General features: G+C 70.8%; 21 protein-coding genes and 1 pseudogene. 16 read left to right on the plus strand and 6 right to left on the minus strand.

What is annotated here, in order from left to right; all coding sequences use genetic code 11:
- Positions 1-125: 125 nt before the first annotated feature.
- From QFZ58_RS01460 to QFZ58_RS01470, 3 genes and pseudogenes are all read left to right on the plus strand, one after another.
- A complete protein-coding gene (locus QFZ58_RS01460; RefSeq protein ID WP_307123031.1) occupies positions 126-1,142 on the plus strand; it encodes a zinc-dependent alcohol dehydrogenase family protein in 1,017 nt (338 codons plus the stop codon).
- Positions 1,143-1,402: 260 nt separating this feature from the next.
- Positions 1,403-1,816 carry a cupin domain-containing protein gene (locus QFZ58_RS01465; RefSeq protein ID WP_307123032.1) on the plus strand — a complete coding sequence of 138 codons (414 nt, stop codon included), beginning with the start codon at positions 1,403-1,405 and terminating at the stop codon, positions 1,814-1,816.
- A 62-nt stretch (positions 1,817-1,878) separates the two neighbouring features.
- Positions 1,879-2,118, plus strand: a pseudogene (locus QFZ58_RS01470) (hypothetical protein); the annotation flags it as partial.
- 102 nt (positions 2,119-2,220) lie between these two features.
- Here QFZ58_RS01470 and QFZ58_RS01475 read toward each other — a convergent pair.
- Positions 2,221-3,153, minus strand: a complete 933-nt coding sequence (locus QFZ58_RS01475) for a LysR family transcriptional regulator (protein ID WP_307123033.1) — start codon at positions 3,151-3,153, stop codon at positions 2,221-2,223.
- 128 nt (positions 3,154-3,281) lie between these two features.
- Here QFZ58_RS01475 and QFZ58_RS01480 point away from each other — a divergent pair, with 128 nt between their 5' ends.
- From QFZ58_RS01480 to QFZ58_RS01520, 9 genes are all read left to right on the plus strand, one after another.
- Positions 3,282-4,280: a fumarylacetoacetate hydrolase family protein gene (locus tag QFZ58_RS01480; protein WP_307123034.1), complete on the plus strand. Its 999-nt coding sequence runs from the start codon at positions 3,282-3,284 to the stop codon at positions 4,278-4,280.
- Positions 4,277-5,239, plus strand: coding sequence for a cyclase family protein (locus tag QFZ58_RS01485; RefSeq protein WP_307123035.1), 963 nt, complete (start codon positions 4,277-4,279; stop codon positions 5,237-5,239). Before QFZ58_RS01480 ends, QFZ58_RS01485 begins: the two co-directional genes overlap by 4 nt.
- A 24-nt stretch (positions 5,240-5,263) precedes the next feature.
- Entirely contained in the window at positions 5,264-6,394 is a 1,131-nt protein-coding gene (locus QFZ58_RS01490) for an FAD-dependent oxidoreductase (RefSeq protein WP_307123036.1), read from the plus strand.
- Positions 6,391-7,395, plus strand: coding sequence for an amidohydrolase family protein (locus tag QFZ58_RS01495; protein ID WP_307123037.1), 1,005 nt, complete (start codon positions 6,391-6,393; stop codon positions 7,393-7,395). Before QFZ58_RS01490 ends, QFZ58_RS01495 begins: the two co-directional genes overlap by 4 nt.
- Before the next feature lie 13 nt (positions 7,396-7,408).
- Positions 7,409-8,347 (plus strand): VOC family protein, encoded by a 939-nt coding sequence (locus QFZ58_RS01500; RefSeq protein ID WP_307123038.1) that lies wholly within the window; start codon positions 7,409-7,411, stop codon positions 8,345-8,347.
- A gap of 281 nt (positions 8,348-8,628) precedes the next feature.
- Positions 8,629-9,600 (plus strand): fumarylacetoacetate hydrolase family protein, encoded by a 972-nt coding sequence (locus QFZ58_RS01505; protein WP_307123039.1) that lies wholly within the window; start codon positions 8,629-8,631, stop codon positions 9,598-9,600.
- The gene (locus QFZ58_RS01510; protein ID WP_307123040.1) at positions 9,597-10,373 is read left to right on the plus strand and encodes an SDR family NAD(P)-dependent oxidoreductase; all 777 of its coding nucleotides are present in this window, start codon (positions 9,597-9,599) and stop codon (positions 10,371-10,373) included. Before QFZ58_RS01505 ends, QFZ58_RS01510 begins: the two co-directional genes overlap by 4 nt.
- 83 nt (positions 10,374-10,456) lie before the next feature.
- Positions 10,457-11,239 carry a CoA transferase subunit A gene (locus QFZ58_RS01515; RefSeq protein ID WP_307123041.1) on the plus strand — a complete coding sequence of 261 codons (783 nt, stop codon included), beginning with the start codon at positions 10,457-10,459 and terminating at the stop codon, positions 11,237-11,239.
- Positions 11,239-11,904: a CoA transferase subunit B gene (locus QFZ58_RS01520; RefSeq protein WP_307123042.1), complete on the plus strand. Its 666-nt coding sequence runs from the start codon at positions 11,239-11,241 to the stop codon at positions 11,902-11,904. Before QFZ58_RS01515 ends, QFZ58_RS01520 begins: the two co-directional genes overlap by 1 nt.
- Positions 11,905-11,957: 53 nt before the next feature.
- Here QFZ58_RS01520 and QFZ58_RS01525 read toward each other — a convergent pair whose 3' ends face one another.
- On the minus strand, positions 11,958-13,226 hold the full coding sequence (locus tag QFZ58_RS01525) for an MFS transporter (protein ID WP_307123043.1): 1,269 nt from the start codon (positions 13,224-13,226) through the stop codon (positions 11,958-11,960).
- Between the two features lie 133 nt (positions 13,227-13,359).
- On the opposite strand from QFZ58_RS01525, the gene QFZ58_RS01530 reads away from it, so the two are divergent.
- Both QFZ58_RS01530 and QFZ58_RS01535 read left to right on the plus strand, forming a co-directional pair.
- Positions 13,360-14,295 (plus strand): LysR family transcriptional regulator, encoded by a 936-nt coding sequence (locus QFZ58_RS01530; RefSeq protein ID WP_307123044.1) that lies wholly within the window; start codon positions 13,360-13,362, stop codon positions 14,293-14,295.
- The gene (locus QFZ58_RS01535) at positions 14,265-14,456 is read left to right on the plus strand and encodes a hypothetical protein (RefSeq protein WP_307123045.1); all 192 of its coding nucleotides are present in this window, start codon (positions 14,265-14,267) and stop codon (positions 14,454-14,456) included. The genes QFZ58_RS01530 and QFZ58_RS01535 overlap by 31 nt, the downstream gene beginning before the upstream one ends.
- A 91-nt stretch (positions 14,457-14,547) precedes the next feature.
- Here QFZ58_RS01535 and QFZ58_RS01540 read toward each other — a convergent pair whose 3' ends face one another.
- Complete coding sequence (locus QFZ58_RS01540; RefSeq protein WP_307123046.1) at positions 14,548-15,294, minus strand: DUF1838 family protein; 747 nt, start codon at positions 15,292-15,294, stop codon at positions 14,548-14,550.
- Between the two features lie 604 nt (positions 15,295-15,898).
- Complete coding sequence (locus QFZ58_RS01545; RefSeq protein ID WP_307123047.1) at positions 15,899-16,726, minus strand: glycoside hydrolase domain-containing protein; 828 nt, start codon at positions 16,724-16,726, stop codon at positions 15,899-15,901.
- 475 nt (positions 16,727-17,201) lie between these two features.
- Between QFZ58_RS01545 and QFZ58_RS01550 the strand changes: the two genes are divergently transcribed.
- Positions 17,202-18,452, plus strand: coding sequence for a hypothetical protein (locus QFZ58_RS01550; RefSeq protein WP_307123048.1), 1,251 nt, complete (start codon positions 17,202-17,204; stop codon positions 18,450-18,452).
- A gap of 134 nt (positions 18,453-18,586) precedes the next feature.
- Here the strand turns inward: QFZ58_RS01550 and QFZ58_RS01555 are convergent, their stop codons facing one another.
- Both QFZ58_RS01555 and QFZ58_RS01560 read right to left on the minus strand, forming a co-directional pair.
- A complete protein-coding gene (locus QFZ58_RS01555; RefSeq protein ID WP_307123049.1) occupies positions 18,587-19,522 on the minus strand; it encodes a hypothetical protein in 936 nt (311 codons plus the stop codon).
- Positions 19,519-20,394 (minus strand): hypothetical protein, encoded by an 876-nt coding sequence (locus QFZ58_RS01560; RefSeq protein WP_307123050.1) that lies wholly within the window; start codon positions 20,392-20,394, stop codon positions 19,519-19,521. The genes QFZ58_RS01555 and QFZ58_RS01560 overlap by 4 nt, the downstream gene beginning before the upstream one ends.
- A 403-nt stretch (positions 20,395-20,797) precedes the next feature.
- Here QFZ58_RS01560 and QFZ58_RS01565 point away from each other — a divergent pair, with 403 nt between their 5' ends.
- Positions 20,798-21,982, plus strand: a complete 1,185-nt coding sequence (locus tag QFZ58_RS01565) for an MFS transporter (protein WP_307123051.1) — start codon at positions 20,798-20,800, stop codon at positions 21,980-21,982.
- Positions 21,983-22,285: the final 303 nt, after the last annotated feature.

Here is a 22,285-nt window from a genome sequence, read left to right on the forward strand (position 1 = left end):
GCCCTCTCCCCCGCCGACGGCGGGGGAAGCCGTGAGGTCGCGCCCCGGCGGACAGCACCGCCCCTGTCCCAGGCGCACCCGTGAGCGGCACCGCAGGGCCCGTGACCTACTACGGAAGGATTTCCATGCGCGGAGCAGTGATCCACGCCCCCGGTGATGTGCGCTTCGAGTCTCTCGACGACCCGAAGATCCTCCGGCCGACCGATGCGGTCATCCGTACAGCCGTCACGTGTGTGTGCGGTTCCGACCTGTGGCCCTACCGGGGCCTGGAGCCGATCGGCGATCCGCACCCGATGGGGCACGAGTACGTCGGTTTCGTGGAGGAGGTCGGCAGCGAGGTCACCTCGGTCAGGCCGGGCCAGTTCGTCGTCGGCTCGTTCGCCACCTCGGACAACACCTGCGCGAACTGCCGGAACGGTTTCCAGTCGAACTGTCTGCACCGGGAGTTCATGAGCACCTGCCAGGCCGACTACGTGCGCATCCCCAACGCCCAGGGCACCCTGGTCGCCACCGATGAGCACCCTGACGAGGAGGTCTGGCCCGGTCTGCTGGCCGTCTCCGATGTCATGGGCACCGGGTGGTGGGCCGCCGACGCCGCCGAGGTCAAGCCCGGCTCCACCGCCGTGGTGGTCGGTGACGGCGCAGTCGGTCTGTGCGGGGTGATCGCGGCGAAGGAACTCGGTGCGGCTCGGATCATCGCGATGAGCCGCCACGAGCCCAGGCAGAAGCTCGCGCGCGAGTTCGGCGCCACCGACATCGTCACCGAGCGCGGCGACGAGGGCGTGGCCCGGGTCAAGGAGCTGACCGGTGGGATCGGCGCCGACAGTGTGCTGGAGTGCGTCGGGACCGCCGAGGCCATGCGGCAGGCCCTGCACTCGGCGCGGCCCGGCGGCAGCGTCGGCTTCGTCGGTGTTCCCCACGAGGTCGCCGTCGACGGGCAGGAGCTGTTCTTCTCCCACGTCGGTCTGCGAGGCGGTCCCGCCCCCGTGCGCCGTTACCTGCCCGACCTGATCGACCGGGTCCTGTCGGGCCGGATCGACCCGGGCAAGGTCTTCGACCTCACCCTGCCCTTGGAGCAGGTCGCCGAAGGCTACGAAGCCATGGACGAGCGCCGTGCCGTCAAGGCCCTCCTCAAGCCCTGACCCAGCGCCCGGGGCCGGATACCGGCCGCCGGCCCGCACACACCTGCACCGACGCCCCGACGGTCGGCGAGATGATCGCGAAGTGGGGACGCGACGGCACCGGGGCCGACCGGCCCATCACCCGGCTCGGCATCGCCGACGAGGTCGTCCCGACGGCCCTGGAGCCGGCTTCGTCACCGGCGTCGCCGTACTGTCGACCGGCGGCCGCGTCACCCGGTGACCAGCCTCATCCCCGTACCGCAGCACCTGAAGGACACCACATGGAATTCATCAAGCCCCAGTCGACCAGCAAGGCACCGACCGACTGGTTCACCGGCGACGTCTGGTGGGACGTCATCGTCGCCGGCCAGGAACCCTCCCGCATGCGTGCCAACCTGGTCCGCTTCTCACCCGGCGCCCGCACCAACTGGCACAGCCATGCCGTCGGGCAGACCTTGCACGTCGTCTCCGGTGTCGCTCTGATCGGCACCCGGGACGGCACCGTCTTCGAAGCCCACCCCGGCGAGACCGTCAACTGCCCGCCCGGCGAGGAGCACTGGCACGGCGCTGCCCCCGACCGGTTCATGGAACACATCGCCATGTGGGAGAACACCGGGGACGGCACCCCCGAGACGACCTGGGCCGAACCTGTTTCCGACCAGCAGTACGGCGGCCCCCGCACGCGCGGCCGGTAGCCCAGGGCCCGCCGCCGCAGTACCTGCCCTTGCTGCTTCGACGCCTGTTCCCGGCTCGACCTCACGCGACGTACCGGCCGAACCCGGCCCCCGCGGCCCTGCGCCGCGCCCGCGGCTGGGCGGTGCTGCGTGCCCTCGGCGGCATGCACATCGGTGACGCCGGTGTCCACGGCCGCCCGGGAGGCAAGCCCACCTGGGGCCCTGCCGCCCACGCCGTACTGCGACGCCTCACTGCGACAGCCGCCCGGCGCCCCGGACGAAGGTGCCACGGGAGCGGACCGGCGAGGGCGGCCGGATCGTGAGGTACGCGCCTGCCGAATGCTGCGAGGACTCGCCCGTCGTTGCTTCCGGTGGTTGCCGTCCCCGGCGCCGGCGGAAGCCACCGAGGGGCGGGCGCACGTCCGTCAGGGTCCGACGGGAGCCGCCGCGGGCGCATCGGCCATCCGCCTGCCCACGCGGGCCGCGGTCTCACGCAGCCAGATGTGGGCCGCGTCGTGCGTGTGTACGGGGTGCCACCACAGTGCCTCCCGCAAGGGGACCGCTTCGTAGGGCGGCTCGACGACGTGGACAGCGGCGAGCGGCGCGAGAAGCCGGGCGAGGCGCGCCTGCACCAGGGTGATGCGCCGGGTACCCGCCACCAGCAGCGGCAGCAGCTGGAAGCTGTCGACGGAGACTTCCACCTGCGGTTCGATGCCGAGCATGCCCAGTTGGCGTACGGCCGGAGCGTCGTAGGTGCGCTGGTAGGTGACCCACGGCAGCCGTCCCAGATCATTGCGGGTGAGGCGGTCGTCCACAGTCGGATGGCCGTCGGCGACGAGGAAGACCCAGCGGTCCTCGTAGAGGTCGGTGGCGGGGAAGTCGCTGATGACGCCGTGCGGCATGAGCAGTCCGTCGGTGGTGCTCAGCAGGGTGGCCGTGTCGTCGACCACGGTGGGCGGGGTCTGGCTGAAGCGCAACCGGATGCCGGGGGCCTCCTCGTGCACCACCCGGGCGAGTTCGGTCCCGAACACGGCGACCGCGTAGTCGGACGCCACGAGCTTGAACTCACGCGTCTCACTGCCCGGGTCGAAGTCTGCCTGACTCGCGAAGAGGCGTTCCATCACTTCGTACGCGGCCGAAGTGCGGGCAAGGAGGACCTGGCCGAGGGCGGTGAGCTCGTAGTGGCCGCCTACGCGGGCGAGCAGGTCGTCGTCGAAGTGGCGGCGCAACCGGGCAAGGGCAGCGCTCATCGCGGGCTGGCTGAGCCCGATGCGCTGCCCGGCGCGGGTGACGTTGCGTTCCTCCAGCAGAGCGCGCAGGGCGACGACGAGGTTGAGGTCGAGGCGGGCCAGATTCACGGGGCTTCCCTTTGCGGTAAGGCGCTGACCAGGGAGAAATAAATGTCGTGGATGGCAATCATCCACAGAATCGATTTCCCTGATTGCAGGTGACGGGTCCAGATTAGTCACACCGCAATCAGGAGGACATGTTCGTGATACCTGCATCCGCGTCCGCACTCTTCGCCGGACCGTTCGCTCTCGCCACGCTCTCGGTACCAGGGGGACCGGCCTTCCCCGCACTCGTCACCGCGGACGGGCAGGTGCTCGACCTGCGCGTCGCCTTCGGCGACGACCGTCTGTCCATCCGTGATCTCCTGGACGAGTGGGACACGGCTGCGGTGCGGCTCACGGCGCTGGCCGCCGACGGGAGCCTGGAGCGGAGGCCGTTGGCGGACTTCCGGGTGCACGCTCCGGTCGAGCCGCGCCAGGTGTTCCAGTCGGGCGCCAACTACCGGCAGCACGTCATCGACCTGCACGTCGCGCACCGGGATCCGGCCGATGAGCGGTCCGAAGAGGAGCGGCGCGCCGAGGCCGCAGAGATCATGGACCGTCGGGCAGCGGAGGACCTGCCCTACGTCTTCATCGGTCTGCCCAGCGCGATCACCGGCCCCTACGATGACGTCACACTTCCCGCATGGGCCGAAAAGCCCGACTGGGAACTGGAGTTGGCTGTGGTCATCGGCCGTCCGGCCCACCGGGTGTCCGCCGGGGAGGCGCTGGAGTACGTCGCCGGTTACACGATCGCCAACGACCTCACCGATCGCGCCACGGTCTTCCGCCGGGACATGCCGCAGATCGGTACGGACTGGCTGCGCAGCAAGAACGCCCCCGGGTTCACGCCGCTCGGCCCCTGGATCGTGCCCGCCTCGTCGATCGCCGACCCGGACGACCTGCAGGTGACGCTGAAGCTGAACGGCGAGACCATGCAGGACGAGTCCACCAAGGACATGCTCTTCGACACGGCGCGCGTGGTGGCGTACGCCTCGCAGACCGCACGACTCCTCCCCGGCGACCTCGTGCTGACGGGCAGCCCGGCCGGCAACGGCATGCACTGGGGCCGGCTGCTGCGCGACGGGGACGTCATGGAGGGCTCGGTCACCGGGCTCGGCGTCCAGCGCACCCGCTGTGTGACGGAGGCGTCGTGAGCCTCGACCGCACCGACCCCGAGGGCTCGATCGCGGAGGCCGCCGAGGCGTACTCCAACTGGGGTCGCTGGGGCGAGGACGACGTCCTGGGCACCCTCAACTTCCTGGACGAGGGCAAGCGCCGTGAGGGCGCGGCCCTGATCCGGCGGGGTGTCAGCTTCTCCCTCTCCCAGCGCTTCGACATGCACGGCCCGCAGAAGGGATGGCGCCGGCGTACCAACCCGGTGCACACCATGCTCGACACGGGCACCGACGCGGTTGCCGGAGGGCAGGGCTTCCCGCACGGCCTCGGCGGCGCCGACGACGTCATCGCCATGCCGTTGCAGTGCTCCACCCAATGGGACGGGCTCGGGCACATCTTCGACCACGGCAGGGCGTGGAACGGAAGGCCGGCCGAAAAGGTCGTCACCTCCGAAGGTGACCTGGTCACCGGGATCGAGCACATGGCCCCGCACGTCGCCGGGCGCGGCGTCCTCCTGGACGTGGGCCGTGCCATCGGTGAGGACGGCGAGCTGCCCGACGGTTTCGCCATCACCGGGGAACACCTGGCAACGACTGCCGAGACCCAGGGCACGGCCGTCGGCCGCGGCGACCTCGTCCTGGTGCGCACGGGACAGCTCACCCGGGCCCGGCGTGACGGCTGGGGCGACTACGCGGGCGGTGCGGCTCCCGGTCTGTCCTTCACCGCAGCCGGCTGGCTGCACGGCACGGAGATCGCCGCGATCGCCACCGACACCTGGGGCTTCGAGGTGCGGCCCAACGAGTTCGCGGACGCCTTCCAGCCGTTGCACCAGGTCGCGATACCCAACATCGGACTGCTGATCGGCGAGATGTGGGATCTGGACGCCCTCGCCGAGGACTGCGCCGCCGACGGCGTGTACGAGTTCTGGCTCACCGCCGCGCCCCTCCCCATCACCGGCGCAGTCGGCTCTCCCGTCAACCCGATCGCCGTCAAGTAGTGCCAGGAACAAGGAAGTCCCACCATGAATGAGCATCGTACGGTCCTGGTGATCGGTGGCGGCGCGGCCGGCAACGCGGTGACGCTCCTGCTGTCTCGCGCCGGTCTCGACGTGCACCTGATCGAAGCCAAGGACGACTGGAACGCCACCGCCGGCTCGGGCATCACCCTGCAGGGGAACGCCCTGCGCGTGCTGCGGGAGCTGGGCGTGTGGGAGCAGGTCGAAGCCTCGGGCTTCGGCTTCGGATCGGTCGGCATCACCTCCCCTGACGGGACCGTCCTGCACGTGCAGGACGACATCCGCAGCGGTGGCGACGACCTGCCCGCCACCGTCGGCATGCAGCGGCCACAGCTCCAGCGCATCCTGATCGAGGCCGTGCGCGCCACCGGCGCGTCCGTCCGTCTGGGCATCACCGCCGAGATCCTCGGGCAGGACGCCGACGGGGTCTCCGTGCGCTTCAGCGACGGCTCCGAGGGCCGTTACGACCTGGTGGTCGCCGCCGACGGGCTGGGATCCACCACGCGCACGGCGCTCGGCATGACGGCGAAGCCCGAGCCGACCGGCATGGCGATCTGGCGTATCGCCGCCCCCCGGCCGGCCGGCGTGACCCGCACCGACCTCGCCTACGGCGGCCCGGCCTACATCGCCGGCTACTGCCCCACCAGCGACACCACCCTGTACGCCTACGTGGTCGAGGCCAATCGCGATCGCGCCTCGATCCCGGCCGGGTCCTACGCCGACGAGATGCGCAGCCTGGCTTCTGCGTACGGCGGCTTCTGGCCGGAGATCACCGCTCACATCACCGACCCGGAGCAGGTCAACTACACCTGGTTCGACCGGATGCTGGTGGAGGGCTGCTGGCACCGCGGCCGGGTCGTGCTGATCGGCGACGCCGCGCACTGCTGCCCGCCGACCCTCGCCCAGGGCGCCGCGCTGTCCCTGGAGGACGCGTGGGTCCTCGCACAGATGCTGACCGAATCGGACACCTGGGACGACGCACTGTTCCAGGCGTACTACGAGCGGCGGATCTCCCGGGTCCGGCCGGTGGTGGAGGCGTCCGTCCGGATCGGGCAGTGGCAGCTGGACGGCGTGCGGGACGCCGACGTACCCGGCCTGATGGCCCGCACCATGACGATGCTCCGGGAGCTGCCGTGACCGTGTCCACCGTCGACGTGCACGCCCATGTCCTGCTGCCCGAGGTCGAGGCACTGGTGGCAGGCCTGCCGGGCCACGACGCCGCCAGGGCGCTGGACGCCAGGCGCAACGGCGCCGAGGCCCTCGCAGTGAGCGGACCCATGGTCCGTGAACGCATCCCGAAACTGACGGACGTCGCCGAGCGCCTGGCGGCGATGGACGGGCAGGGCGTCGACGTACAGCTGGTCAGCCCCTCCCCCTCGCACTACCACTACTGGGCGGACGAGGAGACGGCAGAGAAGGTGTACCGCCTCGCCAACGAGGCCACCGCGGCACATTGCGCGGCGGCTCCGAAGCGCTTGCGCGGGCTGGGACTCGTACCGCTCCAGCACCCGGAGCAGGCCGTGGAAGCCCTCGACGACGCCCTGGGGCACGGGCTCCTCGGCGTGGAGATCTCCAGCCACGCACCGGGCCGGGAACTGTCCGATCCGGCGTACGAGCCCCTGTGGGCCCGGGCGGAGGAAAGCGGCGCGGTGCTCTTCCTGCACCCCTTCGGGTGCACGCTCGACGAGCGCCTGGACCGGTGGTACCTGTCCAACACCGTCGGCCAGCCCACCGAGAACGCCGTCGCGCTCTCCCATCTCATCTTCTCGGGCGTCCTGGACCGCCATCCCGCTCTGAAGGTGATCGCCGCACACGGCGGCGGCTACCTGCCCACCCACATCGGCCGCAGCGACCACGCCTGGACCACACGCGCGGACGCGGGGGCGGGCTGCGCGCACCTGCCCAGCAGCTACCTGAAGCGGCTGTACTTCGACTCTCTCGTCCACGACCCGCACGTCCTGCGCGAGCTGGTCCGCGTGGCCGGCGCCGACCGGGTCCTGCTCGGCTCCGACTTCCCCTTCGACATGGGCACGGACGATCCGGTCGCCGCCCTCCGCACGGCCCGGCTGTCCGGGACCGACCTCGACGCCGTACGCGGCCGGAACGCCGCCGCCCTGCTCGACCTCGCCCTCGCCTGAGGAGGCACCCACCATGAGCACACGTCTGCTCACCCACCTGCGGCACGTCGACCTGGCGGTGCCGGACTACGACAAGCAACTCGACTTCTACGGCGGGGTCTGGGGCCTCACCAAAGCCGCCGAGGACTCCGGGATCTCCTTCCTGGCCGCCGAGGGATCCCCCGAGCAGTACGTCGTGCGGCTCCGCAGGGCCGAGGAGAAGCGGCTCGACCTCGTCTCCTACGGCGCCGCGAACCCTGCCGACGTGGACACCCTCGCCGAACGGCTCCTGGCCGCCGGTGTGCAGCTGATCTCCCAGCCAGGCGTCGTGGACACCCCGGGCGGCGGGTACGGCTTCCGCTTCTTCGACGTCGACGGCCGCACCATCGAGGTCTCCGCCGATGTCGAGGTCCGGCAGCACAGGAAGATCGAGGAGAAGGAGGCCATCCCGGTCAAGCTCTCCCACGTCGTCCTCAACTCCCCCGACCTCAACCGCACCCGGGAGTGGTACGAGCGCCACCTCGGCTTCGCCCTCTCGGACACTCTCAGCTCGCCGCACATGGGCGAGGTGATGCACTTCATGCGGATCAGCAACCAGCACCACTCCATGGCCATCGCGCAGGGACCGCACACCGCCCTGCACCACGTCTCGTTCGAGATGCGCGGGATCGACGAGTACATGCGGGGCTCCGGCCGGGTCATGCGGGCCGGATTCCGGAAGATCTGGGGCCCCGGCCGGCACATGGCGGGCGACAACACCTTCACCTACTTCCTCGACCCCCATGGCAACACCGTCGAGTACACGACCGAACTGGAGAACCTCGACGAGGACACCTGGCACCCGCACGTCTACGACTTCTCCCGGCCCGAGGTCACCGACCAGTGGGGAACGGCCAACGCGATGAACGAGATCGTCGCCAAGGAGTCGTTCAACGACCCCGACCGCGGGTGCTTCGTCGCCCCGCCCGTCTGACCCGCCCTGCTCCGGGGGCACGGCGCAGGGCGCGCAACCCGCTTCTGCCCGCGCCGCCGCCCCCGGTCGACGGCGCGGGCGCCCACCGGCGGCCTCCGCGCCTCCGCGCCTCCCGCCCTTGGCGCCTCCCGGAGCCCCGCCTCCCGAACATCCCCGCGAGGAAAGTCCGTTCAAGGAGGTCGCCGGGGCCGCGGCGCCCGTGCGGCAGCCACCGCAGCCCCGCCGCGGTCGCCACGTCCTTGCGCGCTTCCCCTTGCCCCCGCCCCACCAGGAGTCCCACCATGCGTTTCGCCGCCTACGAGCACCAGCACCGCCGCAGAGTGGCCGTCGTGGAAGAGGACGGCACCCTCCTTCCGCTGCCCGGTGTCTCCTCGCTCACCACTCTTCTGGCGGAGTCCGACGGTCTGCCCGGACTGCTCGCCGCGGGTGCGGCGGCACTCGATGTGCCGGCCGGTCCCCACATCTCCGGCGTTCGCCTGCTCCCTCCTCTTCAGCCCTCCTCCATAAGGGACTTCGTCACCTTCGAGGAACACGTCGAGGGTGTACGCCGATCCGTCGACGGCGCCGCGGGCGTGCCCGAGCAGTGGTACGCGGCACCGACCTTCTACTTCACCAATCCCCACGCGGTCTACGGCCCCGATCAGGGTGTACCCGTGCCACCCGGCTCCTCCGCCCTGGACTTCGAACTCGAGGTGGGCGCCGTCATCGGCCGCGAGGGCCGCGACCTCACACCCGAACAGGCCCGCGCCCACATCGTCGGCTACACCGTCTTCAACGACTGGTCCGCCCGCGACCTCCAGTCGGCGGAGATGAAGGTCGGTCTCGGCCCCTGCAAGGGCAAGGACACCGCCACCACCCTGGGCCCCTACCTGGTCACCGCGGACGAACTGGAGCCCTACCGGGACGCCGACGGCTTCCTGCGCCTGGCGCTCACCGCCGAGGTCAACGGTGAGGCGGTCGGGAGGGACCTGCTGTCCAACATGAGCTGGACCTTCGAGGAGATGACCGCCTACGCGTCCCGTGGCACGCGCGTCATGCCGGGCGATGTCCTCGGCTCGGGAACCTGCGGCAACGGAGGATGCCTCGCGGAGCTGTGGGGCCTGCGCGGCGAACAGAGCCCGCCGCCCTTGCGGCCGGGCGACACCGTCAGCCTGACCGTCGAGGGCATCGGCACGCTCACCAGCACCGTGGTCCCCGGTACCGAACCCCGTCCCCTGCCGGCGGGCCGGCGCCGGCGCCGGGAGCGGCCGTGACCCGCCGGGACCCCACAGGGCTCTTCGGCAAGGTCGTCGTCGTCACCGGTGCGGCCCGTGGCCAAGGCGCCGCCGAGGCTGCCGCCCTCGCCCGCGAGGGCGCCCACGTCGTCGCGACGGACGTCGAACCCGTGGACGGCTGCCGCGGCCTGGACGTCACCAGTGAGAAGGACTGGGCCGAACTCGCCGCCGAACTCCGCGAGACGTACGGGCAGGTGCACGGCCTGGTCAACAACGCCGGCATCACCTGGCGCGCCCGTGTCGGCGACGTACGCCCGGAGGACATGGCACGCGTGCACGCGGTCAACGTCACCGGTCCGCTTCTCGGCATCCAGCACCTCGCGCCCCTCATGCCTCCTGGCTCCTCAATCGTGAACGTCGGCTCCTCGGCGGCCCTCACCGCTCACTACCCGGTCGCCTACACGACCAGCAAGTGGGCTCTGCGGGGACTGTCGAAGACGGCGGCTCTGGAGCTCGGTCCCCGCGGAATCCGTGTCAACACGATCCATCCCGGCTACATCGAGACCGATATGACCGCCTCCGCCGCCCCGGCTTTCCGGGAAGCCAATATCCGCGAGACACCGCTGGGGCGCACCGGAAGCGCCGACGAAGTGGCTCCGGTGGTGGTCTTCCTGCTGTCCGACCGGGCCTCCTTCATCTCGGGGGCGGAGATCCCTGTCGACGGCGGCCTCACCGCACACGGCGGCGTGAAGTCCGTGTCGGACGCCCTGCGCCTGGAGGCCGTGGAACGAAACGGCGCGACGGCACGGTGACACCGATCTCCGACGCCCCGGACGCGGCCGGCACGCCTCGCCTTCGACGTGCCCCCCTTGCCTCTCGTGAAAGGAACGCGTACATGAACAAAGTCAGCGTGAGCGCCGCCGCGGCGGTCGCCGACATCCCGGACGGTGCCTCTCTCGCCGTCGGCGGCTTCGGCCTCTCCGGAGTTCCCGAGGTCCTCGTCAACGCCCTGTACGACCAGGGGGCGACCGGTCTGAAGGTCGTGTCCAACAACTGCGGGGTGGACGGCCGCGGCCTCGGCGTGCTGCTCGCCTCGGGGCGCATCGCCCGGGTCACCGGCTCCTACGTCGGTGAGAACAAGGAGTTCGCCCGGCAGTACCTCGGCGGAGAGCTGGAGGTGGAGCTCACCCCACAGGGCACGCTCGCCGAGCGCCTGCGGGCCGGCGGCGCGGGCATCCCCGCGTTCTACACCCCGGCCGGTGTCGGGACCCAGGTGGAGCAGGGCGGCCTGCCGTGGCGGTACGCATCTGCGGACGCCTCCCGGCAGGCGGGCGGGACAGAGCCGGTCGCGCTCGCCTCACCGCCCAAGGAGACACGGATCTTCTCGGGGCGTCCGTACCTCCTGGAACACGCCATCACCACCGACTTCGCTCTCGTCCGGGCCTGGCGTGGCGACCGCCACGGCAACCTCGTCTTCCGGCGGGCCGCCGCCAACTTCAACCCGCTCGCGGCCATGGCCGGCCGCGTCACCGTCGCCGAAGTCGAGGAACTCGTCGAACCCGGCGAGCTGAGCCCCGAGACGATCCACCTGCCCGGCGTCTACGTACAGCGGGTCGTACGTCTGAGCACCGAGCAGGCCACCGACAAGCACATCGAGAAGAGGACGGTGCGTACCTGATGGCCTGGACCCGTGATCAGATGGCGGCCCGCGCGGCCGCAGAACTCACCGACGGCTCCTACGTCAACCTCGGTATCGGCCTGCCCACCCTCATACCCGGCCACATCCCGCCCGGTGTCCACGTCGTCCTCCATTCCGAGAACGGCATCCTCGGCACCGGCCCCTACCCCACCGAGGACCAGGTCGACCCGGACCTCATCAATGCCGGCAAGGAGACCGTGACCGTCCTGCCCGGCGCCGCCTTCTTCGACTCGGCTCTCTCCTTCGGCATGATCCGCGGCGGTCACATCGACACCGCCGTCCTGGGTGCCATGCAGGTGTCGGCGCAGGGCGACCTCGCCAACTGGATGATCCCCGGCAAGATGGTCAAGGGCATGGGCGGAGCCATGGACCTGGTGCACGGCGCACGCCGCGTCGTCGTCCTCATGGAGCACACCGCCAGGGACGGCAGCCCCAAGATCGTTTCCGAGTGCACGCTGCCCCTCACCGGCCGGCGGTGCGTTCACCGCATCGTCACCGACCTCGGGGTACTGGACGTGACCGATCAGGGCCTCGTGCTGGTGGAAGCCGCCCCTGGCGTCACACTCGCGGACATCACCGCTCGCACCGACGCACCCGTACGCGCGGACAGCGGTACGGCAGTCGGGCTCCCCTCGGTCGCCTGAGTCAGCAAGGTGGGGCGGCTCGGCCCCGTCGCGGTGACGGCCGTTGCGGCCTGTCAGGCACGGCCCGGTCCCGGCTCCGGCTCGGGGAGAGGCGCTGCCGCGCGGCGGGGTAGCAGCAGCGGGGTCGCCAGCAGGAGTACGCCGGCCAGGCCGATGGCCGTACGCGGGCCGAGGAGGCTGCCCAGGGCGCCCCAGCCGGCAGTCAGGAGCGCGGTCGAGGCCTTGGTCGTCACCGCCCAGGCGGACAGCGTGCGGGCGACCCTGTCGCCCTCGGTGCGCTCGAGGCGGTAGGTGGCGTAGACGGGATTGAAGACCCCGCAACAGAAGATGAGCCCCAGTTCGACGCCCGTCACCAGCAGCAGCCCACCGGTACCCGGCGTCAGGAAGGCCAGGCCGACGGGCCAGATCGCGCGGAGCGTGCCGGCCACGACCAGGACCTGGTGCTGCCCGAACCGGGTGACGAGCGGTCGGGCCATCCGGGAGCCGAGGAGCCCGCCGATCGAGGGTGCGGCGAAGGCGAGGCCGTACTGCCACGGTGTGAACCCGAGGTGGCCGAGCATCAGTACGGCCAGCAGCGGCGAGGTGGCCATCACCAGGCCGTTGAACAGGGTGGTGTTGAAGAACAGGGGGCGCAGCGTCGCGTCGGCGAGGATGTACCGCCAGCCGTCCAGCAGGTCCCCGGCCCGCACGCGTGCCTCCTTGGGGCGCTCGGGCCTCGGCTCGTGACCGCCCGTGGCGCGGATGCCCAGGGCGGAGAGCAGGTAGCTGACCGCGTCGGCCAGCACCGTCGCCACCGGACCGAGGAGCCCGATCGCCGCGCCGCCGAGCGGCGGTCCGATGATCGTGGTCGTCCAGGCCGTGGACTCGAATCGGGCGTTGGCGACGAGTAGGTCCCCGGCCGGCAGGAGCGCTTTCAGGTACGCGCCGGAGGCGGCGCGGAAGGTGATGTCGGCCGCGGCGACGACGACCGTCACGAGCAGGAGCTGAAGGAAGGTGAGCACGCCCAGCGCGAACGCGAGGGGAATCGTCAGCAGCGCCGCGCACCGCGCCAGGTCCGTCGCGATCAGCACCGGGCGCTTGCGGCGGAACTCCACCCACGGGCCGAGCGGCACCGCCACTGCGGCGCCCACCGCAGCCCCCACCGAGGAGAGCGCCGCGACCTCGGCCGGTCCGGCGTGCAGCACCCGGACGGCGATCAGCGGGAACGCGCCGAAGGCGAGCCACGTGCCGAGGGCACTGGTCCCGTACGCCGCCCAGAGCCACCCGAACCGGCGCCCGAGCCGATGTCGGAGCAGATGTGCCGGCCGGTGCCCGCTCCCCATGCCCGATGCTCCTCTCCGCTCACCACACAACCGATCCGCGACCGGATGCATCAAAGCGGGCCCCACAGCCAGGGAGCAAACAACCGCAAGGCCGTCCGGCCACAACCAACCGTTGTGGCCTTAGGGTGAGGGCGTGGACCTCGACACCGTCCGGACCTTCGTCGCCGCTGCCGACGCGGGGCAGTTCCAGGAGGCCGCCGCCGAACTGGCGGTCAGCCAGCAGGCCGTTTCCAAGCGCATCGCCGCGCTGGAGCGCGACCTCGGCGTGCGGCTGTTCAACCGCACCGCGCGCGGCGCCGGGCTCACCATCGACGGGCAGGCGTTCCTACCGCACGCGCGCGAGCTGCTGCGCGTAGCCGAGCGTGCGGTCGGGTCCGTACGCGCCGACCGCCGTCCCCTGCGCGTCGACGTGATCGCCTCGCGCAGCGCGGCGTCGGGGCTGATGCGCGGCTTCCACCGCGCGCACCCTGAGATCGAACTCGACGTGGTGTGGCTGTTCGACATCGAGGCGGCCGTCGCCGCCGTCCGGTCCGGTGCGATCGACGCGTCCTTCCGCGCCGTCGCCGCACCCGGCCGGCCCCTTGCCGAGGACATCGCGTCCGTCCGGGTGATCGACGAACCGCTCCAGCTCCTCACCGGCCCCGCCCACGCGCTGGCAGGCGCCCGCTCGGTGACCGTGGCACAGCTCGCCGGACACCGGATCTGGATGCCCGGCATCGTCCCCGGGACCGAGTGGGCGGCCTACTACGACGACCTCGTCGCCGAGTTCGGTCTCACCATCGAGGCGACCGGGCCGAACTTCGGTTCCGACGCACTGCTCGACACCGTCGCAGACACCCCTGCCCTGGCCACGTTCATGGGCGGGCTGACCCGGCTCGTCTGGCCCGCCGACCACGGCTTGCGCCGCATCCCGGTGACCGACCCGGTGCCCGTGTACCCGCATTCGCTCCTCTGGCGCCGCGACAACCCGCACCCGGCGCTGGCCACCCTCCGCGCCCACCTCGCCGCCACGGCGGCCGGTCACGACGCGGCCGGGACGTGGGTGCCGAGCTGGGTGATGCCGCACTGAGCGCCGTCGCGTCCGCGATCATCGGGACCCGCTCGACGGACTGCGGCCAGGGGACCGTCATGGCCGTCGGCACGCTCCGGCCCTCCCCCGGCCTGTCCGGCCGGCTTCACCAGATCGCCGGCGTCTTCCGCCGCCGTCGCACGCACCCCACCCCGCCGTAGGGCGCCTGCGGGCATGCCTCACGGCCGAGGGTGCCGGCCATGCCTCACGGCCGGGGCCCGGGGCGGCCGGGCTGCGGGGGAAGCCCGGTGGTCACTTCGGCGGGTTGAGTGTGCGGAAGTAAGTCCAGCTGGTCTCGTTCGGCTCGCTCCACTTCTCCGGGGCCTGGGCGAACTCCGGGTGGCGGTCGGCGATGTAGGCACGGGTCCGCCCGGGGACTTCCGCGTACGAGCCGAGCTTGCGGCCCCGGCAGTGGAAGGTGAGCCCGCCGGGCCGTTGGCCGCGGGCCATCCACGGGAGCCACGGGGACATGCGGGTCCACGACATGGTGGCCGGCACGCTGGGAGCCGGACCGGCCAGATCGGCGCGGTCGGCGAAGAACTGGAACAGCTCAAGGGCCTTGTACGTGTCGCCGGCCGAGTGATCGGGGTAATCGGCGACCGGTAGCGGTGAGGGGTAGGCGAGCGGGATCTCCAGGCTGAAGCAGACCTGTCCGCCGAGTTCGGTCGTCGGAATCGGGAAGGGGCGCCACTTCTGGTTCGCCGGGTCGTTCCAGACGTGCACCACCGGTAGGCCCTGCCAGGTCTCCAGAATCTCGCGGGTGGCGGGGTCCAGGTAGAAGGCGGCCTCGCGGGTCAGTAAGCGGTAGGTGTCCGGACCGGCTTCGGCGTCCTGGACCAGGCGGGCGACGTTGAGCCCCTCGAACCCGAACAGGCGCTGGTACGGCTCGTCAGGGCCCCAGGAGTACACGTCTCCGGACCACCAGTACGTGACCTCCTCGCCGTCGAGCGATGCACGGGTGCGGGCGAAGGAGCGGAACAGATCCGCGGGTGTCGTCATACGGCCTATTCTGCGCAGCCGCCGCCGTGGCGCGTAGCCCCGGCGCGAAACCCGGGCGCGAAGCTTCGGCCAGCCCCGGCACCGCCCCGGGCGAGCTCGTCCGCGAGCTGAACGAGGCACGGCCGGTAGGGGCGGCCGGTGCGGCGCGATCGGTCCTCCGGCCATGCCGGTCAGGTCGGTGGCTCCGGCCCTCGCCAGGGGCAGGGGCCGGCGTGGCGGGTCGGCGCCGGGACCGCCTCCGCCGACCGCGGAAGCCGGCGGCCCGGCGCCGCAGCGAGTCCTTCCTTTCGCGCCCGATGCCGTCCGGCCGGGCACCGCGTCGGTCAACGGTCGGCATCCACGCCTGCCGCCTCGCGGCCCCCGCCCGGGCGGCCTGGCGGCCCCGCAGGGTTGGCCGGCGCCCCTCCGGACCCGGGACGCCGGCCCGCGCCGCCGCCCGGGCTCAGCAGGTCAGCACGCGCCTCTGGTGTGGGCCCTGCGCCTGCGTGCCAGAATCACGATCGCACCACCCGTGATCAGCGCCGGCGCACCGGCTGCCGCCAGTCGCGCGGGGCTCCCGGCCGGCCTCCCCGACCGGCCGGGACCTCGCTCGGCTCGGGCCCTCTCAGCCGATGATGGCTACAGGAGCGTCCCAGGCGTTGCGGTCGACCGTGATGGTGTACCCGCCCCGGGTCTCCTTGCTGTTGACCATGTACTGATGGCCCCGGCTGTGGCCTGTGAACAGAGCGGGATTCCACGGCCAGTCCGTGGTGGTCGTGTTCTTCTTGTCCCACAGCGCGTACCAGAGGTTACCCGGCAGGTCCGTCTTGTTCTTCGCCGTGGCGATGGCCTTCGCGCTGGAACTGCTGAAGCCGTAGAAACCGCCGCGGTAGGTCGCATTACGCAACGTCTTGGTGAAGGAGCGCACGTACGCCAGTACGGCGTCGTTGCACGCCGTGTTGGTGACGTCGTACGGCTCCATGTCCAGGTAGATGGGGCTGCCGGCCTTCATCCCGAGCGCGGATGCCTTGGCCACCGCGTCCTTGGCGTTCCTCGCGCCGACGGCGGCAGCCGTGGACGCGGTGAACTTCTCCGGGTTCGCGCTCTTCTGGCAAGGTGGCTGAGCACCGACGTACAGCGGAATGAGCTTCCAGCCGGTGGAGTTGACCGACTTCACCCAGGACGCCGTCAGGTTGGGCTGGGCACACCCGCGGTTCTTGCCGCCGATGTAGACAGCAGCGGCACCGTAGAACTTCGTGTTCCACGCCTTCATGGCGTTGAGCGAGGGCGCTGTACACGCATCGAACGCCCGGCCGGTGAAGGTCTTCTGCGCAGGCCACGGCGTAGCCGCCATGGAGGTCTGCGCCGCGATTCCGGCGCCCGCGGCGACGACGACACCTGTCGTCGCCCAGACGATGTAGCGGCCCTTTTTGGACAGCCGATGACTGGACAATCCCCACCCCACTCATAATGCGGCCGATGCCGCGTGCATACACCGCCCCTGCGGAGGACACTCCGCGCTGGACACCACGGACCGCAGTACAGGGTGCAGTGCCTGCACATGTGGGAGCGGCGGTATCTCAGTGCGGAATGTCCGGAGCGCATCGCAGAATAGCCCACGACCGTGCGGTGACAGACGGACAGGTGTAGGTGTAGGTGGAGCTGATCGGCCCGGCGCAGGACGAGAAGTCGCTGTTTCACAGCGCGATGGGCACCCGTTCGACAGGCCCCGCTGCAGGCGCGTTTGGCCGGGAAGCACGCCGGTCGTCGGGGACACCGGTGATTTCGCTGATTCCCCTCTCACGCTCAGCAGCTTCAATCGGCACAGGCCGATCCCGGAGCCACTTCGGTGATCGGCAGCAGGCACGACTCACCGACGAGCGGCGCGCCGACGCGATCGACCGGCGTGGCCAGAAGGGATTCCAGACATGTCTCGCATCAGCGGGCGCCTGCGAGTGTTCGGCACTGCGGCCATCAGCCTCATGGCCGTGGGTGTCACCGGCGCCATGACGACCCCCGCCTCCGCAGCGACCTCGGTCTACAGCGAGGACTTCTCCGACGGGTTCGGCACCTTCACTCCTACCGGTTCCGTCAGGACCGGCACCTACGGCGCCCGGCTCAGTGGGTCCCTGTCAGCCGCCCCTTCCCTGACGTCCGCGCCGATCGACCTGACCGGGTACGGCGACGTGACGGTGTCCTACACCCGTGCGGCGTCAGGCCTGGACCTCGGTGAGACCTTCACCGTGGCCTACTCGGTCGACGGCGGCCCGTTCATCACGCTCGAATCGACGCGCGCCGCGACCGGTGCGGTGTCGTTCCGCCTGCCGGCGGCGGCCGACGGCGGCGACCTGCGGTTGCGGTTCTCGCTGGGCGCCAACAGCGTCCTGGAGACGCTGACCGTCGACGACGTCCTCGTCGAGGCCGCGAGTGGCGGACACCCCACCGACCCTCCGACCGGGTCGCTGCCCCCCGTGGACGACGTCACCGAGCCCGGGCCGTACACGGTGACTGTCGACAACTCCGCCGGCCCCGACGACAGCGGGTGGCTCGTGTACCCGACAGACGCCGGGCGGAACGGTGTGGACCACCCGATCTTCGTCTGGGGCCCCGGGGCGGGTTCCGATCCCGCCGACTACGAGGACATGCTGCGCCAGTGGGCCTCGCACGGGTTCGTCGTCTACAGCGAGGTCTCGTCCAGCAGCGGCGACTACATGGTCGACGCCCTCGACTGGCTGGAGGACCAGAACGCCAGTCCGAGCAGTCCGCTGTACCAGGACCTCGACACCTCCGAAGTAGCCTTCGGCGGCCATTCCCGCGGGTCCGTCGGAACGTTCGACGTGGCCGACGACCCACGGCTGGAGACCACCGTCCACGTGGCCGGTGGCTCCTTCGACGGCAACGGCCCGGACAACCTCCGCAACCCGGCCCTCTACATCGGCGGAGACGAGGACTTCGCCACCGCGAACGTGGAACGCGACTACACCGGTACGGACGTGCCGGTGTGGTTCGGCATCCTCGACGGCACCGACCACATCCTCGCCACCCGCAACGGCCAGCACATCATTACCGCCTGGCTGCGATGGCACCTGGCTGACGAGGATTTTCGCCGCACGGAGGACTTCCTCGCCCCCGACTGCTCGTTCTGCGACCTCGGTGACGTCGAGTACAAGAACTGGTGACTCCGCGGTGACCGGCCGAAGCCGCCCCGCCGTCATACGGAAGGGACGGCGGGGCGGCAGGGCGGCGGGGCGCGCAGACCGCTACGGTCGAAGGACGGTGTCCTCGCCAGGGCCGGCCGGCTCGTGGGCGCGGCCTATCCGCGGTGCCCGGAGGTGAGCGGGTCTCCGGCCTTGCGGACGGCCTCGGCGATCCATGCCATGGCCTCGGGCACGTCGTAGTTGCCGGCGTGGGGCTGGTTCCAGGCGAGCTGGTAGTCGACCTCCTTGACCTGCTTGTCCGCTTCGAGGGCCCGATCGAGGTTGATGGAGACGATGAACGAGGTGTCCCGGTCGCGGGTTCCGTTGCGGACGTACCAGTTCGGCGCGGTATCGGCGCCGGTACCGATGAAGTCCATCGGGTTGATCAGGTGGATCTGGTCGTCGACGGTCGTGCTGCGCCTGCTGGTGTACTGATCCCAGGTCAGGCCGGTGTCGTCGAGCCCGCTGCCGTCACCTGCGACGTCGTTGTGGTCCCAGCTGTACTCGGTGTAGTTCATGTACTTCTGGTTCGGAGGGCCGAAGAGGTTGGTCTCGGTGCCGCTGGTGGTGTCCCCGTTGACGCCCACGGCGTCGAAGGCGGGTGTCGTCTTGAGCCTGGCCTGGGTGACCACGAACGCGAGGTACTTCTTCATGTCGAGCGACCGCACCTTGTCGGTGCTGTTGTCGACGTCGATCCAGTCGTTGACGTACGACTTGGTGGTCGGCGGGCTTCCGAAGCCGCCGGACTGGATGTCGAAGGTGCTGCCGATCGCCGGGATCGTGTGGGCGGCGTCGCCCTTCATGTACGTTTCCGCGGAGTTGATGACCTCCTGCTCGATGGTGTCGATCATGTTCGCCGCGGTGAGCCGGGAGCCGTCGGGGTTGTGCAACCCGAGGCTGTTCTCGTACACCGGGAACTGGGCTGCGATCGCGGCCGCGTCCTCGGGCGAGGTGTTCTCGCCGGTCTCGTCGCGGGTGCCGAGTATGTTGTACAGCCACTCGTAAGCCCTGTCGGCGTTGCCGAGGTCGGTGATCGGGCAGTATGCGTTCACGGCGAAGACGTCGTCGCGGAGGGTGCTGTGCCCCTTGCCGTCGACGCCGGCGGCACCGATCCGGGCGAGGTAGGGTCGTACTCGCCGCTGTTGCCGGAGGCCCCCAGGATCGACACCAGAGCACCGCCGCCGCTGGTGCCGTTGACGGCGATGCGCTCGGCGCTACCAGGCATAGTGGTGTCGTTGAGGCGTAGATAGCGGACGGCGGCCTTGGCGTCGACCACCGCCGCAGGGGCCTTGCCGGGGGACGAGCCATCGGCACCCACCAGTCCACGGCTTCGGTCGGCGACGTCGACGAAGACGTAGCCGGCCTTCAGCGCAGCGCCGACGGTGCTCGTCGAGCTGTTGTAGGACGCACCTCCGGTCACGCTCGCCTTGATGTAACTGGCCATCCAGCCGCTGTTGTTCACCGCGAAGTAGATCGGTGCCCGCTGGTTGCCGAAGGCGCTCTCGGGCACGAACACGTTCATGCTCTGGTAGCCGCAGGCGGTGTTGGAGATCGTGGTGCTGCCGCCGCCGGGACCGCCGGGCTGCTGTGCCGCCGCCGCGACCGGCTTGGCGACGTAACAGATCTCCTTGTACGCACGCACGTTCATCGGCTGACCGTCGACGGTCACGCTGATCGTCGTGTACGCGGCGGAGTCGAAGGCCAGCGCGGCGTCCTCCGGGTCCGCGGCATGGATGTGGCTCCGTGGCGGGGCCGCCCCGGAAGCCGCCGCGACGGAAGCCGGGAACGCGAGCGAGGTGAGGGCGAGTGAGCCCGCGACCGCCATGCCTCTCAGGAGGCGCTTGCGGATCACAGGACGCCCGGCCCGAACACCCGCGGGGTGTTCGCGTGCGTCGCGCCCGAAGAACACCGAGAGCCGCTGCATAGGGTCTCCCCTCGTTGAGCACCAAGTGCTTCACCGAAACCTCAGAACCGAGGCGAGACGCACGCTACAAGATTGTTAACAATATGCACAGAGATCTTACAAACATTTCCGTTGAACACCTGAGCCAGGTGAGCGGTGCCCCCCGGAACGGAGCGCCGACCACACGGTCCGTCACGGCCGCCCAACCATCTGGACGACCTCCGGCCCGGGGCCTACACTCACCGTGTTCGCAGACCCCGAGACGAACTCGAGAGATTTCTGCCCGGTGACGGAGTCGGCGTGGGGTGCGCGCCCCTGTTCCACGCCAGCACTGGACGATTCCAGGCGATGACCACGGGTCGGCACATGAGGACGCCGGCGACCCCGTGCGGTCCGCCCCGCCGGGCAGCGGAAGTGACGCGCCGTGTCTTCGGCGACCTATCACACCCTGCTGCGCACCCCTGGTGCCGCAGCCTTCTTCCTCACCGCCACGGCAGGCCGCCTCGGCATCGCCATGACCGGCCTCGGCATCATCTGGCTGGTACACGGCCGAACCGGCTCCTACGCCGTGGCCGGCCTGGTGACCGGCGGCTTCTCCGTCACCGAGGCACTGGTCGGGCCGCAACTCGCCCGGCTGGTCGACCACTTCGGCCAGACCCGCGTGCTGCCACCCGTCCTCCTCGCCCACAGCGCCGCCGTGCTTTCGCTCCTGACCCTGGTCGCCGACGCCCGTCCGATCTGGTTGATGACGGCAGCCGGAGCGTCGGTGGGCGCGACGATCCCGCAGCTCGGCGCACTGTCGGCCGCCCGTTGGTCGGCTCTGCTGCAAGGCGAGCGGGCCCCTGCGCTGCCCACCGCCTTCGCGCTGGAATCGCTCGGCAACGGGCTGTGCTTCCTGGTCGGTCCGGCGTTGGTCACCGCGGTCGGAGCGAGCAGCGACCCGGCACACGGCATGACGCTGGCCACCGTTCTGGTGGTGGGCGGCGGGATGGCCTTCGCCGCTCAGCGCCGCACATCGCCTGCGACGGCCGGCGCTGCTGAGCGTAGGCACGCAGGCCGCTCGCTGCGTCGCCCGGGTTTCGTGGCGCAGGTCGGCGTCAACCTCACCCTGGGCCTGTACTTCGGCGCCATGCAGGTCTCGGTGACGGCCTTCGCGGTGGAGCACGGCGCGGCGGACTCGGCCGCGCCGCTGTACGCGGTGTCGAACTGCGCCGGCCTGCTGGCCGGATGGCTGTACGGCCTGCGTCGGTGGCGTGGCGCTCCTGCGGTACAACTGGCGTGTGCGACGGCCGGGTTGGCGCTCAGCTGTCTGCCACTGCTCGCTGCCGGATCAGGCCCGGAACTGGGGCTCGCGCTCGCTGCCACCGGCCTGGCCATCCCCCCGATCCTCATCCTCTCCTCGGTACTCACTACGGCGTCCGTGAAACCAGCAGCTCTCACCCAGGCGTTCACCTGGCTCAACTCGGCGAGCGCCGCGGGTTCGGCCGGTGCGGCAGCGGTGTCCGGCCGCGCGGTGGACGCGTACGGCGCACACGGCGGCTTCGTGATCGCCGTGGCGGCCACCTCCACCATGGCCGCACTGGCCGCAGCCCATGCGCGCGCCGCGTGAGGCCGCCGCCCGGAGTGGCATCGTGAACGATCCGTGCGACCCCGAGGATCGGGCACCCGAGTTGCCGTGGCTGACGCCGTCGATCGCAGTGGCGCCCTCAGGGCCGAGTGGAGAGGTGACCTGCCGGAGACAGCAGGTGACCCACTGGTGGCAGCAGGTGATCTACGCGAGATATCAGAAGATGTACCGGTGACAGTCGGTGCCGATCCGATGCGCCGGCGCGGCCGGCCGCCGGACGTCGTGACGCCGCCTTCGTGACGTCCGGATGACCTGATGTCCGTCATCCGCGCGAAGGCGACCGGG

The sequence above is a fragment of the Streptomyces sp. B1I3 genome (assembly GCF_030816615.1).
Lineage (GTDB): Bacteria > Actinomycetota > Actinomycetes > Streptomycetales > Streptomycetaceae > Streptomyces.